Source organism: Cyanobium gracile UHCC 0281, assembly GCF_034931305.1.
Lineage (GTDB): Bacteria > Cyanobacteriota > Cyanobacteriia > PCC-6307 > Cyanobiaceae > Cyanobium > Cyanobium gracile_A.
The window spans coordinates 1-12,818 of sequence record NZ_JAYGHY010000013.1 but is presented as its reverse complement, the minus strand read 5'-3'; the positions used below and the strand labels follow the sequence as shown (position 1 = coordinate 12,818).

Below are 12,818 nucleotides of genomic sequence, written 5' to 3'. Positions count from 1 at the left end.
TTCCCTACCGATTTATTCCCGAGACATAACCAATATCTTGCAGATTTGCCTACTTGACACGATCAAACCTCAAGCTAGCATGATGGCGCAATAGAAGGCCCTGCTCCACTTTGCCTTGCATGGATTTTCTAAACACACGCGCCGATGATGCAATTAGGAGAGAGCTGAAAGGCATAAGGGATAGCTATCATCATTACTGGGACATACTTGCCGAGTTACTGCAGAATTCCAGAGACTCGATAACACGTCGAAGAAACAATGGATATGCGGGTCCTTCTTTCGTGAACATTGTTTTTTCAAAGGAAGAGAATAGCATTAAAGTGCTTGACAATGGAACAGGGCTTAGCCCTGCATTAGTTGAAAGAATATTGGCCCCAGGCGGAAGCGACAAGGATGCTCAGCAAAATGAGGTTGGGGAAAAGGGTGTTGGCCTAACTTTTGCCTTATTTTCAAGCAATAATTTCTTTATTCAAAGTAGGACGACATCAACGCCAGAATTCGCTGGTATAGTCGAGAATGCTAAGGGGTGGTTGAATGCCGAAGGCACTCATGCTGCGACAAGGCCAGAGTACCAAGCAGTGAGTGTTACCGAGTCAATTGGCAACAATTATTCATTTGAAAATCAAGCTTACGACACCTCGTCATATTGCTTGATGGTGCTAAAGGGCTTGGCGCCTAGATCGAATGAAATCAATATTTTTGATCTAACTCTACCTCAGCTAGTTTTTCTCTTGCAAACCAAAACGGCTTGCGGGGTAACAACATGCCTACACGATGAATCTACATCTCCAGAATTTACTGTGTATCTTGAGTATAACGTTTCGTCCTCTGACCCTCCCATCAAGATTGCCTTTCCTTCTTTATATCCATTGCCCCATGAAATGCTCGCACCTGGATCTGTCTTAACTCTTGACGCAGCACTGAATGTATTTGCCAGGCGAGGCACTGATGAAGCAAGGCATAGATTTTTCTGGGACAAGGTGATATGGGCACACAAAGAATATAATCAAGATGGATGGCTAGTGAAGGTGTACGGGATAATGCTTCCCGGCAATAACGCATTCGAGGCGATATCGCGCAATCCGTTACAGTTACTTGGGGAATCAGAAGTATTCGATCAAGATTCAGCTCTTTTTCGAAGCACGATTAACATAGCAACTAAAGGCATGCCTACTGGTATAGACATTTCAGCTCCCACATCTGGCCACCAATATCCAGCATACTATAAGCGCTGTTATTTTGTTGCCGAGTCAGATCAGTTACCCTTTGATATGGGGCGCAAGAGCATCAACCATCACTATCGTCGTAGATTCGAGCGTGCCGTTTCCCGACTATTTGCCGACCTAGCCATTCTTGCAAGATTTCAACAAGGTGACGCACGGATAAAACCAAGGCCTTCTGAAGATACGAGAGCAGCTCGTGAAGCACAAGAAAGGAGAGAGTGGGAAGAAGCTTTGGCACTTCCGGACTTGCGTTTCCCGGCCATCTCTTATCTTAAACAACCTGGAGCCCAAGAGGCTGCTGTAGCAGCAGTTTTTCATGAACTAATTGGTGCCAAGATCTTAACACGATATCAGACGATTACTACTGGATATAGCGCACGCTATGATGTAAGGGCTTTATATGCCTTGGGCCACGGAGAAGAGCCACTAAGGCTTGTAATTGAGTTCAAGTATAAGCTAGAAAAATTAATCGACGACCTAAGAGAAGACAGTAAGCACTTAATGTCAATACATCTTCTTGTTGCCTGGGATGCAAACGAGCTTAAGCTAGCCGAAGCCGGCTTTTCCTTGGACGATAACTGCGCAGTAGGTTCGGGAAGCCTAGAAGGGGCAACCCACCTTCTCGTTATTCCAATTGAAGGAATCGAACCCATTCCAGTTATGCTGATTCGACAGTTTATTGACCGACATAATTCCAATGCTGCTGCAGCTCCATGCTAAATGGCGCGAAAATCAACCGATTGGCCGTACAGCGCCCATGTTGAACGCGCAACAGCTCGCTAGTGGGCAAGGTTCTTCATCGGTGCCTCTGTTTCCATCGCATACTGGTTCTACGCCGCACCAACGTTCTGCTAAGGCTACGGCTGCCCTGTAGACCCTCCCCTCAGAATCTTCTCCTAACATGAGACCAAGGTGAAGCTCTCTTTGTTGTCTTGATGAGCTGTGTACTAGATCATCAATCGCAAGCACTCGTCCCACCATTCGACCAAGGCCGACACTGCAAGATCGATCCTCTGTGATACCGACCATGGCTAGACACTGTCTGATCCTGTCGCGACCCAGTCCATCGAGTTCTCGACGCACCCACTCACTCCAAGGCAGATTTTCCTGCAGTTCAATGGCGATTTGGTGAAGGAGATGTTCGAATCTTTCAAGCTGAAGGCTGCGGAAAGCACGGCGCCTGCTGTGTTCTGGATCTGCAAGGAATGCCTCATGATCAGGCCAGCGGCTCTGAAGTCTCTTCCAGAACTGCTGCTGCTGGGCGGGCTTCATCGACGCCACAATCAGCTCTCCAAGAAACACCCGCCAGGCACGAAGAACCTCAGGAATCTCATCGCCGTTCTCTTTCTGTCTCGCCCATGGGAGCTGTGATCTCCCTGGTTCAGCGCTGTACCAGCAGACCAAGGTTGTGCGGATATCCTCCGGCTGCCTCCAGTCGCTGCTGGCTTCAGAGTCATCAACAGCCCTGAGAAGTGCCTTCCCCAGTGCGAGGCCCACCAACGGGGCGACCGCTTCCCCCACTTGGTGAAACCGGTTGGAGGGTGTGCCGTGAAACCGGAAGCCATCCGGAAAAGACTGAACCCTCGCTGCCTCACGTATGGAGAGCGTGCGGATCTGCGAGGGATGGATGTACCAGTAGCCATCCTTTGACATATGCGCCGTGATGGTGATACAAGGTTCATCTGGTCTGAGAATGTTGTACTTGTTGCCGAAGCTGTGCTCCTTGCCGCTCTCCTTCTGAATGCGGCCCTCTCGTTGGGCCCGACTCGTGACCTGATACCGCCGATGCTCATCCTCCAGTTCGTGGTATTTCTTGCCGGTGGATCGCATCAACTGAAAGGTGCATTTGTCGTCTTCACGCACCTTTCTAGTGATGTGGTCATACACCTCTTTCCTTTCCACCGGCAACCAGTCGCGCATCAGCCGTTGATAAGCGGTGGACGGGCCGTCATAGTGCTCACGCGTCTGCCACTCCTCCCACCAGTCACCCTCAAGGGGAGGCAGATCACTGATGGCATCCATCAATGATGGCGCCGAACCCTGATCCGAGTATTCGGGTTCGGGCCACTGCAGCGGTGAGCTGTAGCCGATGCGGGTCCCGGCGATGAACAACCTGGGCCGAAGCTGCGGCACGCCGTACTCCCAGGCATAGACGATCCGGGCATGGACGCGATAGTCGGACGCTTCTGCACGGCTCACCACACTTCTGAAGATCTCCTGGTCGCCCGTAAGGGCGATGTCGGGAACGTTCTCCATGAGGAAGGCCCTAGGCCTCACATCTTCCACCACAGTCATGAAAGATTCCCAGAGTTCCCTCCGACTGCTGTTCAGTTCCCAGTGCTGTCCAGCCACATCCTCGTCGTGCTTGCGCCAGCGGATGTTCCGGGAAAAAGGCTGGCAGGGTGGTCCTCCAGCCACCAGTGCGATGTCTCCGCAGCGGTTGAGCTGCAGAATGATCCTCTGGAGTTCTTCCGGATCACTCAGATCACCCTTGTGGGAGCATCCCCCAAAGTGGTGACGGTGGGTGGCGATTGAATCCGGCCGGATGTCTGCCCCCAGGATCACCTCGAATCCGGCGCGATGCAAGCCGAGGCTCAGCCCTCCGGCACCGCAGAACAGATCCACCGCCAGTGGTCTGTTGCCGTTCAGTTTGCGCACATGCGCTGGCAGTGCATCCAGCTCACAGGCCTCGGGATGCGCCTCCAGCCTCTGCTCAGGGCCCTTCAGCGCCTTCAAGCGGTGAGGATCTGCCTGAACAACAGTTGATTTCGCCATCACAATCTGCAGGAAGCCTGGACGGGATCGGGAGACACCAGCCGCTCAATCTCCTCCTCACCCAGAAGATCGAGACAGATTGAACCGCCAAGAGCGTTGAGGCTCCTCACACCGGCTCTCACCTGTTGATCCGGCAGATCGGCAAGTCTGCGGGTGAGAACGCGGTTCACATGGGGAAGCAGACCGTATTCGCGGTCACTGAGACCAAGATGAAGCTCTTGGCTGCTGAAGAGCCTCCGGACGAGATCATAATCGTTGCCACTTGTGCCTATCAGACGATCGGCCGCAAAAAAGAGGCGGGCAAAGGTATTGCGGCCATGACCATTGATCGAGGCCGTGCCCAGAAAACGCACGGCGGGCACCGGCCTTCGGCCGTTCCCGAGCACAAAGCCCTCTTCGGGATCAGAAGGCACCGAACCCCTCCATCGGAGCCAGACCAGCTCGGGGTAGTGCACCACGGTGAGCCAGTGCCAGATGCGCATGTCCGTTCGAAGGGCCTCACCCATACCGCGGAGAGTGAGGTGAAGGGGTTCGACCAGGAAGGCATCAAGCGCCGACTCCTTCACACCTGAAGCGATCGCCTCCCGGACAGTCTGATCCAACCGGCTCAGGTCCACCCGGCTGGAAAGGTCGCTCACGGGCAACTCGCCTGACTTTCGCAGGGCCTCGACCAAGCCCTGCTCGCTGACGGGGCACTGCAGCCTCTGGAGAAAGCTGTTCATGCCACGTCCACCCCCACAATGGGTGCGATTTCAGCGGCTGTGCCGGAAATGTCAGTGTCGAGTGGGAGATGAGCCCCCTCCGCCATCGACTCGGCCAGCCTGACCAGCCTGGTCTCCTGCTGGATCAGGGCAGGCAACCTCAGCATGAGGGCCATGAAGCCCCCAGGGCGCCTGAGTTCAAGGACAAGCTGCGGGAGCGCGGCATGGGGTTCAAGATCCACACCGGCCAGCCCTGCCGCAAACAGTGCCAGCAGACGCCTCTGCCAGCTGCCCAGCTGATCAATGGCCTCCTCGGGCGTGGCACCAGGATCCGCTGAGGCAATGGTCTCGAGCTCGTGGAGTGCTGTGGAAACCAGCACGGGCCAGACAGTGGCACAGACGGAGCTGAAGAGCGCATCGCGCAGCAGGGCTCCGCCGTTCCGCCGACGCGAGCGGCTCATGAGCAGCCGTCGCAGTGGAGCGCTCACGGCCGCGTTCAGTTCGATCGTGGGTGGTTCACCGGGGAGGATCCGGAACAGCTGCTGGCTGTTTCCGGAAGGGAACGATTCCCAGCGCAAGTGGAAGAGAGGTTCTGCGGAACGTGGACGACCGGAGAATCGAACGGTGTGAATTCTGCTGCGGCCGAGGATCTGCCCCCTCCTGCAGCCGAAACCATCCATCGATGCCTGAGGCTCACCGGTCCGCACGAGCAGGGCCTCGGCGCGGATCTCCTCACCATCGAGCAGAGCTGTGTACGCGATATCCGCAAACCACAGACCCAGGCCATCGGATTCCAAGGGGACCACCAAGCGACGGCCGGTGGAGCGACTGATCAGTCTGCAGAGAAACTGGGCGGGTGGATCATCCTGTTCGTGAGGCAGGAAGCACTCCTCCCAGCCCCAAGGGGGGGTGAGCAGGACCTCCAGCCGCACATCACTGAGATCACCACGGAATCGGAACGTGACAGCATTGCTGACCTCCTGAATAACTTCTTCAGCGATGCTCTCAGGAGCCGTGACGCGGAAGGCCCCATCGAGATCAACAGTTCGCCAGGGAAGGAATTCCATTGGATCAACCTCCCTGACGGAAACCGGTCAGCGCCGGATCGACACCCGCGGGGGGGGACACGAGACAGCGAAAAGGAACGGAAGAAAACCCACGCGCCACGGAAAAGACCAAACGACGGCCATCGGTGTCTGTCATGGTGAGGTTCTTCTGAGAGCCGTGAATTTCAAGCCCGGAGATTCGCCACGAATCACCCTGGCCGGAATCGGCGATGCTGCGGAAACTCAGCCCGGCCGTCACAGAATCGTCATCGCAGCCGTAGCGGATCAACTCCCCCTGGACAGCCCAGCCACCCCGTTGCGGATCAAACCATGATCCTTCGCGATCCACACGCACCTCCAATCGTGGCTTCTCTCCCCTTGTGGCGGAGGAAACCGGCGCGGCTCCTTCTCCAAGGCTCAGCATTCGCATGAGAAGTTCGGGGCCTGCATCCGGTGCAGGCTCATCGGCACTGAGGAGGCGAAGCTGGAGAAGCTGACGTATCTCAGCCCGAAGACCCCTGAGCCGGCCAGCCGAGCCTCGCCAGTCGTAACTTTCACGCAACCTGCGTGTGGTGGGAATCCAATCGTCATGGGTGACGGGCTCCGCGGCACGGAAATATTCCTCGGCATCTCCTGCAAATTCTCTGCAGGTTTCCAGCGCCTCGGATGGAAACGTGTGAAGCAGCGCGGATCCGACAAGGGCGACCGCGCAGTAACTGCCTCCGTCCTGGAGCCGTAGCCCTTCGGCATAGTCCACCACCATCCCGGCGCCACGGATCATGGCGATCGTGGACCGGCAGGGGAGGCAGGCCTCACTGGGGGAGACACGTGTCACCCCGACCCTGATCATGGTCTCCAAAGCCGGGTGAAGCAGCTCGGGTCGGTCTTCGGGGTGGATACGGCTGGGCAGGGGGAATCCGGTGATGTCGGTGGCAGCAGAATCACCGGGCACCAGCGCCGGCTCTCCAGCGGGTTCCGCCCGGGAGGCCGCGAGGAAGGGAGCCCAAAGCCCACTCACCTCAGCCCTGCTTTCGAAACTGGCCCGAGATTCGCCGGAGGCCAGCACACGGGAGCGCACCTTCAGGCGACCCCAGCTGATGGCGGGCCAAAACCACTTTGCTGCAGCGTCGGTGAGATCGCGGCAGAGCTCCTCAGGCTCACGAATCCCCAAGCTACCCACATCATCTCGATCAGGCTCATGGAATGCCGGGATCAGAAGTGATGTGCCGGAACCCCTGAGGCCGGCGCGATCAAGCTGCAGCGGGCTGGCTGCCTCTGCCTCACGCCAGTCGGACAGGGCCACAGGGATCCCATCCCGTTCCGCTGCCACCCCGAGGTAGGCGCCATCAAGAAAAGCTTCTCCACCCAGCTCATGGGCGGGCAGCTCGCTGCGGCCGAACACCCGCAGCCCCCTGTCTTCCATCCCGTGGACGGAGGAGGTGAACAGCACCGTGAGCAGGCGGGAGTGCATCCAGCTCACAGCCTTGCCGAGGCCGAAGCTTCCGCCACGACCTGTTTCCTCCCCAGTCGAGAAGTTCTGGACACAGAGACGGCGGAAGTTTCCTTCCTCGTCCCAGTCATCTCCGGTCAACCCCGCCGTGCCGCTGTCGCTGATCCGGAGACAGACGAGCGTCTCGGCCTCCATGGCGTCGATACCGGCACGGAGCGTCAGGGCAGCTCCCCCGGCCCCCTTCACAGAAGCCAGATGCGGGCGCAGCGACTCCCAGTTCATGGCTGAGAGAAAGGCAACGCGCTCATCTCCTCGCAGAAGGATCAGGTCGAAACAGACCTCGGCGGCCTTTCGACCGATCCGCTGATCAGTGCTGTTCTGACAGATCTCACGAACGAGAGTCTCGAGGAGAGATCGACGACGCTGGCTTCCACCACCCTCGAAGAGCTCGGCAGCCGCGCTGCCACCGCTCGATCTGCCCTGGCCGAGAGCAGGGGTTGAGACCCATGTCAGGGGGGCAGCCATAGCGCTCTGAAGTCCCGTGCACACTAGATGCAGTGCCGAAGTGATCCTAGAGAACAGGCGTACTGCTCTCCTGTATTCAGTGCCACCTTTTCAGCGGGCCGTACCTCCGGAGCCTCGCCACCTTCCGCCAGGTGCTGCGCGATGGCTCCTTCGGCGAGCTGCTGGTGGATGGCCAGCGTCCCAGCCAGTGGCGCCACGTCTTCGCCTCGGTGCAGTCGCTCGCTGGGCTGGATCCGGCGGACCTGGCGCCGGACACGTTCGACGTGGTGATCGTCGATGAGTTCCACCACGCCACCGCCGCCAGGCCTCACCGCCACGCCCGAGCGCACCGGCGGCGAGGACATCCTCCATTGGTTCGATGGCCGGATTGCCGCCGAGCTGCGCCTCTGGAGCGCGTTGGAGCAGGGCCTTCTGACGCCCTTCCACTACTTCGGCCTCCACGACGGCACCGACCTCTCGCAGATCGAGTGGCGCCGCAACGGCTACGCCAGCGAAGCCCTGTCCAACCTCTACACCGCCGACGACGCCCGCCTGCGCCTGATCCCGCGCGAACTCGCAGACAAAGTCACCAACCTGGATTCGATGCGGGCCCTGGGCTTCTGCGTGAGCGTGGAGCACGCCCATTGGATGGCCCGCAAGTTCGTAGCCGCCGGCCTGCGCGCCGCTGCCCTGGATGCCTCCAGCCCCCGGGAGCAGCGCGCCGAGCAGATCCGCCGCCTGCGCTCCGGCGAGCTGCAGATCCTCTTCGCCGTGGATCTGTTCAACGAAGGCCTCGACATCCCCGAGATCGACACGGTGCTGTTCCTGCGGCCCACCGAGAGCGCGATCGTGTTCCTGCAGCAGCTCGGCCGCGGTCTGCGTCTCTGCCGGGGCAAGAGCTGCCTCACGGTGCTGGATTTCATCGGCCAGGCGCACCGGAACTTCCGCTTCGACCTGCGCTACCGCGCCCTGCTCGGCGGCACGCGCGACCAGCTGGAGCAACAGATCAAAGACGGGTTTCCCTTCCTGCCGGCCGGCTGCAGCCTGCAGCTCGATCGGGTGTCCAGCGAGCGGGTGCTGGCCAATCTGCGCGAGTCGCTGCCCACGCGCCGGCCCCAGCTGCTCGCCGAAGCCCGCCGCCTCGGGCGTTGTTCGCTGGCGGGGTTGCTGGAGGGGCTTGGGATGGAGGTGGGGGAGTTCTATCGGGTGGCGGGGTCGTGGGCGTTGCTGCAGCGGGAGTTGGGGTGGGGTGCCGGGGCGGCCAGCGGCGACGAGGAGCGGCTGGGGCGGGGGATCGCCGGCGGCCTGCTGCATCTGGACGACCCGGAGCGGTTGCGCTGGCTGGTGGATCAGCTGCAGCGCCCGGCGCCGCCGGACCCAGCGGGCTTCAATCCGGAGACGGAACGCAGCTGGCGCATGCTGATGGCCCAGCTGTGGGGCAGCGGCCGCCAGCACCTGCCCCTGGCCGAGGCGTTGGGGCGGCTCTGGGCCGCCCCCGCGATCCGCGCCGAGCTGGTGGAGCTGTTCGCGCTGCTACTCGAGCGCACCGACCACCTGGTGAGCCCGCTCGACTGGGACCGCGCCGATCCGCCCCCCGTTCCCCTCAAACTCCACGGCCGCTACTCCCGCGCCGAGGTGTTCGCCGCCTTTGGGCTGTTGAACGAGGCTCGCCCCTTCCCCGGCCGGGAGGGGGTGTTCTTTGACGAAGCCACCCAGTGCGACGTCTTCTTCATCACCCTCAAGAAGTCCGAGCGCCTGTTCTCCCCCACCACCCGCTACAACGACTACGCCATCTCTCCGTGGGAGTTCCACTGGGAGAGCCAGAGCCTCACCCGGGAAGCGTCCGCCACCGGGCAGAGATACATCCACCACGTTGAGCGCGGCAGCAGGGTGATGCTGTTCGTGCGGGAGGAGAACAGGCGCGGCGGGGTGACGATGCCGTTTCTGTGTCTGGGCTTTGCCGACTACGTGAGCCACGAGGGCGAGCGGCCGATGGCGATTCGCTGGCGGTTGCACAGAGCGATTCCGGCGGCGTTCGTGCCGGAGCTGGCGTTGGCGGTTTGAGGGCGTGGAGCTGATCAAGGCTTATCCCATTGGCCCTCTGGTTCCTGCAGGCGCCTCGTGGCCTCCCTGGCAAGAACTATCGCAATCCCTTGAAAATTGCCCAAGGCCAAGAGGTCGTCATCGCCAGAGACGATCAGATCGGCGAGGCCACCAACGGCCGCAGCCAGGACCTGATCGTCGTCGGGATCCCTACTGACGGGACCTCCCAGATCAGCAGGTTCCACGCGCTCAATCAGGGCGGCATAGCCATCAAACAGATCGGCAATCCTCACACCAAGCCGATAAATGGGCTCTCTGAACTTCGGACGCTGCAGCACGCCTTCCAACTCGGCGAGGAGAGGAACGGTACTGATCAGCTGAACCCGCCCAACAACGGCCGCATCCATGAGCTGCCCGGGAACTCCCTGCCAGATCAGGGCAGAGAGAGCCGTGTTGGTGTCAAGAACCAGCCGCAAGTCGTTGCCCCTTGCGGTAAGCGCTGATCTCCTCGTTGATCTCTTGCCGGGTCAGAACCTCTGGCGGGTCAGCAGCAAGAGCAGCCCTGGCGTCTTGCAAACGGACAATGCGGTCTGAGGCCAGCTTGTCCCGCAGCAGGCGCTCGATCGCTTCTGGCGCCAGCAGACCAGCTCCGCTGGCTTCCGCCGCTAGCGCATCAGGGAGGGTGATCTCGATGGTGGTCAAGGGTGCACCCCAACCATGCTTGCCTCTGAGGGTAGCCGGCATCTCCACCCAGAGGTACAGCTCACAGGCCGCCGCGGGCAGATCCGCCGCCTGAACGGCTGCACCTGCCCCTGGCCGAGGCCCTCGTCCGGCTCTGGGCTGCCGCCGACCTCCGCGCCGAACTGGTGGAGCTGTTCGCGCTGCTGATCGAGCGCACCGACCACCTGGTGACGCCGCTCGACTGGGACCGCGCCGATCCGTCCCCCATCCCCCTCCAACTCCACGGCCGCTACTCCCGCGCCGAGGTGTTCGCCGCCTTTGGGTTGTTGAACGAGGCCCACCCCTTCCCCGGCCGTGAGGGAGTCTTCTTCGATGAAGCCACCCAATGCGACGTGTTCTTCATCACCCTCAAGAAGTCCGAGCGCCTGTTCTCCCCCACCACTCGCTACAACGATTACGCGATCTCCCCGTGGGAGTTCCACTGGGAGAGCCAGAGCCTCACCCGGGAAGCCTCATCCACCGGTCAGCGCTATATCCACCACGTCGAGCGCGGCAGCCGGGTGATGCTGTTCGTGCGGGAGGAGAACAGGCGCGGTGGGGTGACGCTGCCGTTTCTTTGTCTGGGGTTCGCGGATTACGTGAGCCACGAGGGCGAGCGGCCGATGGCGATCCGCTGGCGGTTGCAGAGGGCGATTCCGGCGGCGTTCGTGCCGGAGTTGGCGTTGGCGGTTTAGCGTGTCCCGTATCCCTCAGCGCACGACAGGCCTGGAGCGCCCATGCGTCTCGCCGAGCTGCAGCAACTGGCCCCCCAGCTCCATGAACTGCTCGCACGCCATGGCGCCAGCAATCCGGCCGTGTTCGGCTCCGTGGCGCGGGATCAGGCCACGCCAAGCAGCGATGTGGATCTGCTCGTGGACCTTCCGGCCGGCGCCAGCCTGTTTGACCGTGTCGAGCTGAAATCGGCCCTTGAGGATCTACTGCTCACCCGGGTGGATCTGATCCGCCGCCGCAACCTCAAGCCCGAACTCAAAGCCACGGTGGAAGCCGAAGCCATCCCCCTGTGATGGACGCGAGAGATCGACAGGCTCTGGTCGATATCCGAGGCGTGCTGGATCGGTCTCTCGGCTACCCGATTGACAACGAAGAGACATTCCTCGCTAAGGCTTATCTCCAGGATGCTGTGATCCGTTGCCTTGAGATCCTTGGCGAGGCCACAAAGCGTCTCAGTCCTGAGTTCCGCCGTCTTCACCCCGCTCTGCCCTGGCGGGCCATGGCAGGGATGCGAGATGACCTGATTCACGCCTACGACCAAGTGGATCTTGAAGAGGTCTGGATGGCCTATCAGCGCTTCGCTGAGATCCGTCGCCAGATTGACGCGATCCTCAATCAGAGTTGAGGCCGACAACCACAGCGGGCGATTCCGGCGGGGTTGGTGCCGGAGTTGGCGTTGGCTGTGTGAGCTCCAACGACATCAGTCGTTTTGTTCAATCTTCCTGCTGTTCTGGGCCAAGCAGGATCCTCAGGGCCTGCCTGAGCTTGCTGGCGATCTGCACAAGATCTGCCTGTTCCTCACCGTCCCAGCGCCATTGGCCATCCACAGCTTCCAGCTGGCGGGACAGGGCGGCCAGATCATGGATCTTGTCGACCGTCTGCCCCAGCTGAATCAACCGGGCTTTAAGCAGTTTCTCCACACATTGCTGGGCGTGGAACACCACCGCATCACGCAGGCCGGGTGTGTTTCTGGTCAGGAGTATCTCCATGGCTTCCCAATCGCCCTCGGCCTTGGCTATCCACTCCGGAACGGCGGACCAGGGTTCAACCATGCAGCACCTCGCCATGATCAAGCGCCTCGCGCACGACCGGATCGCCCCCCCGGTAGCGAACCTCAATCTCCTCGGGCCGCCGGACCAGGAGATCCAGGGGAAATAGTGCCTTGCAGAGTCGACGCATTTCACGGATCTTGGCCAGGTGGCGTCCCTCGAAGGGCATCACGACCAGGATGTCGGCATCGGAATCCCAGCGCCCCTCACCACGGGCCAAGGAACCGAACAGGATCACCTTCTCGGGGGCGTAGCGCTCCACCAGCCGCTGCGTGAAGGCCAGCAGCGCCTCGCGGGTCACCAGAGGTGTCGGCGTGGTGGTCATGGGCTTCATCATCGCGAAGCTTCAACGAGCAGGCCACGATGCTGTTCCTGCGGCCCACCGAGAGCGCCATCGTGTTCCTGCCACCGCTTCGACCTGCGCTACCGCGCCCTGCTCGGCGGCACGTGACGTGACCCCCATCAGTGGTCCAGTTCCTATGAGAGCTGGTGGGGTGATCAGGCCGCTTTCCATTGCTGGAGGACTTCCAGTGGCGTACGCCCCTGAAGAGCCGAATGCGGTCTGTAGGTGTTGT

13 protein-coding genes and 1 pseudogene are annotated in these 12,818 nt (G+C 60.5%); 6 read left to right on the top strand and 8 right to left on the bottom strand.

Annotated features, from left to right (window positions below; all coding sequences use genetic code 11):
• Positions 1-119: 119 nt before the first annotated feature.
• Entirely contained in the window at positions 120-1,943 is a 1,824-nt protein-coding gene (locus VB739_RS05910) for an ATP-binding protein (protein WP_323356180.1), read from the top strand.
• Positions 1,944-1,955: 12 nt separating this feature from the next.
• Here the strand turns inward: VB739_RS05910 and VB739_RS05905 are convergent, their stop codons facing one another.
• Genes VB739_RS05905 through VB739_RS05890 form a run of 4 tightly spaced genes read right to left on the bottom strand, consistent with a single transcriptional unit; the run spans position 1,956 to position 7,477 of the window.
• Positions 1,956-3,998 carry a DNA cytosine methyltransferase gene (locus tag VB739_RS05905; RefSeq protein ID WP_323356179.1) on the bottom strand — a complete coding sequence of 681 codons (2,043 nt, stop codon included), beginning with the start codon at positions 3,996-3,998 and terminating at the stop codon, positions 1,956-1,958.
• Positions 3,998-4,720 carry a DUF6339 family protein gene (locus VB739_RS05900; RefSeq protein WP_323356178.1) on the bottom strand — a complete coding sequence of 241 codons (723 nt, stop codon included), beginning with the start codon at positions 4,718-4,720 and terminating at the stop codon, positions 3,998-4,000. The genes VB739_RS05905 and VB739_RS05900 overlap by 1 nt, the downstream gene beginning before the upstream one ends.
• On the bottom strand, positions 4,717-5,766 hold the full coding sequence (locus VB739_RS05895; RefSeq protein ID WP_323356177.1) for a hypothetical protein: 1,050 nt from the start codon (positions 5,764-5,766) through the stop codon (positions 4,717-4,719). The genes VB739_RS05900 and VB739_RS05895 overlap by 4 nt, the downstream gene beginning before the upstream one ends.
• A 4-nt stretch (positions 5,767-5,770) precedes the next feature.
• Positions 5,771-7,477, bottom strand: a complete 1,707-nt coding sequence (locus VB739_RS05890) for a hypothetical protein (RefSeq protein WP_323356176.1) — start codon at positions 7,475-7,477, stop codon at positions 5,771-5,773.
• Between the two features lie 374 nt (positions 7,478-7,851).
• Between VB739_RS05890 and VB739_RS05885 the strand changes: the two are divergent.
• Together VB739_RS05885 and VB739_RS05880 are read left to right on the top strand one after the other, a co-directional pair.
• A pseudogene (locus VB739_RS05885) lies at positions 7,852-7,962 on the top strand (hypothetical protein); the annotation flags it as partial.
• A 34-nt stretch (positions 7,963-7,996) separates the two neighbouring features.
• The gene (locus tag VB739_RS05880) at positions 7,997-9,763 is read left to right on the top strand and encodes a DUF3427 domain-containing protein (protein WP_323356175.1); all 1,767 of its coding nucleotides are present in this window, start codon (positions 7,997-7,999) and stop codon (positions 9,761-9,763) included.
• A gap of 14 nt (positions 9,764-9,777) precedes the next feature.
• Here the strand turns inward: VB739_RS05880 and VB739_RS05875 are convergent, their stop codons facing one another.
• Together VB739_RS05875 and VB739_RS05870 are read right to left on the bottom strand one after the other, a co-directional pair.
• Entirely contained in the window at positions 9,778-10,218 is a 441-nt protein-coding gene (locus VB739_RS05875; protein WP_323356174.1) for a putative toxin-antitoxin system toxin component, PIN family, read from the bottom strand.
• Positions 10,202-10,444, bottom strand: coding sequence for a hypothetical protein (locus VB739_RS05870; protein WP_037981546.1), 243 nt, complete (start codon positions 10,442-10,444; stop codon positions 10,202-10,204). Before VB739_RS05870 ends, VB739_RS05875 begins: the two co-directional genes overlap by 17 nt.
• A gap of 98 nt (positions 10,445-10,542) precedes the next feature.
• On the opposite strand from VB739_RS05870, the gene VB739_RS05865 reads away from it, so the two are divergent.
• The 3 genes from VB739_RS05865 to VB739_RS05855 are packed head-to-tail and all read left to right on the top strand — an operon-like array spanning position 10,543 to position 11,819.
• The gene (locus tag VB739_RS05865; protein WP_416233305.1) at positions 10,543-11,157 is read left to right on the top strand and encodes a DUF3427 domain-containing protein; all 615 of its coding nucleotides are present in this window, start codon (positions 10,543-10,545) and stop codon (positions 11,155-11,157) included.
• A gap of 42 nt (positions 11,158-11,199) precedes the next feature.
• A complete protein-coding gene (locus VB739_RS05860) occupies positions 11,200-11,487 on the top strand; it encodes a nucleotidyltransferase family protein (RefSeq protein ID WP_254951794.1) in 288 nt (95 codons plus the stop codon).
• On the top strand, positions 11,487-11,819 hold the full coding sequence (locus VB739_RS05855; RefSeq protein ID WP_323356172.1) for a DUF86 domain-containing protein: 333 nt from the start codon (positions 11,487-11,489) through the stop codon (positions 11,817-11,819). Before VB739_RS05860 ends, VB739_RS05855 begins: the two co-directional genes overlap by 1 nt.
• 88 nt (positions 11,820-11,907) lie before the next feature.
• On the opposite strand, the gene VB739_RS05850 is transcribed toward VB739_RS05855, so the two are convergent.
• A complete protein-coding gene (locus tag VB739_RS05850; RefSeq protein ID WP_323356171.1) occupies positions 11,908-12,246 on the bottom strand; it encodes a HEPN domain-containing protein in 339 nt (112 codons plus the stop codon).
• Entirely contained in the window at positions 12,239-12,568 is a 330-nt protein-coding gene (locus tag VB739_RS05845; RefSeq protein WP_323356170.1) for a nucleotidyltransferase domain-containing protein, read from the bottom strand. The genes VB739_RS05850 and VB739_RS05845 overlap by 8 nt, the downstream gene beginning before the upstream one ends.
• Positions 12,569-12,818 lie beyond the last annotated feature (250 nt).

What these genes read in the sequence shown, in the direction of transcription:
- VB739_RS05860 (WP_254951794.1), top strand. Translation starts at nt 11,200, where the DNA reads ATGCGTCTCGCCGAGCTGCAGCAACTGGCCCCCCAGCTCCATGAACTG.
- VB739_RS05850 (WP_323356171.1), bottom strand. Translation starts at nt 12,246, where the DNA reads ATGGTTGAACCCTGGTCCGCCGTTCCGGAGTGGATAGCCAAGGCCGAG.
- VB739_RS05910 (WP_323356180.1), top strand. Translation starts at nt 120, where the DNA reads ATGGATTTTCTAAACACACGCGCCGATGATGCAATTAGGAGAGAGCTG.
- VB739_RS05900 (WP_323356178.1), bottom strand. Translation starts at nt 4,720, where the DNA reads ATGAACAGCTTTCTCCAGAGGCTGCAGTGCCCCGTCAGCGAGCAGGGC.
- VB739_RS05890 (WP_323356176.1), bottom strand. Translation starts at nt 7,477, where the DNA reads ATGAACTGGGAGTCGCTGCGCCCGCATCTGGCTTCTGTGAAGGGGGCC.
- VB739_RS05880 (WP_323356175.1), top strand. Translation starts at nt 7,997, where the DNA reads ATGAGTTCCACCACGCCACCGCCGCCAGGCCTCACCGCCACGCCCGAG.
- VB739_RS05905 (WP_323356179.1), bottom strand. Translation starts at nt 3,998, where the DNA reads ATGGCGAAATCAACTGTTGTTCAGGCAGATCCTCACCGCTTGAAGGCG.
- VB739_RS05855 (WP_323356172.1), top strand. Translation starts at nt 11,487, where the DNA reads ATGGACGCGAGAGATCGACAGGCTCTGGTCGATATCCGAGGCGTGCTG.
- VB739_RS05845 (WP_323356170.1), bottom strand. Translation starts at nt 12,568, where the DNA reads ATGACCACCACGCCGACACCTCTGGTGACCCGCGAGGCGCTGCTGGCC.
- VB739_RS05895 (WP_323356177.1), bottom strand. Translation starts at nt 5,766, where the DNA reads ATGGAATTCCTTCCCTGGCGAACTGTTGATCTCGATGGGGCCTTCCGC.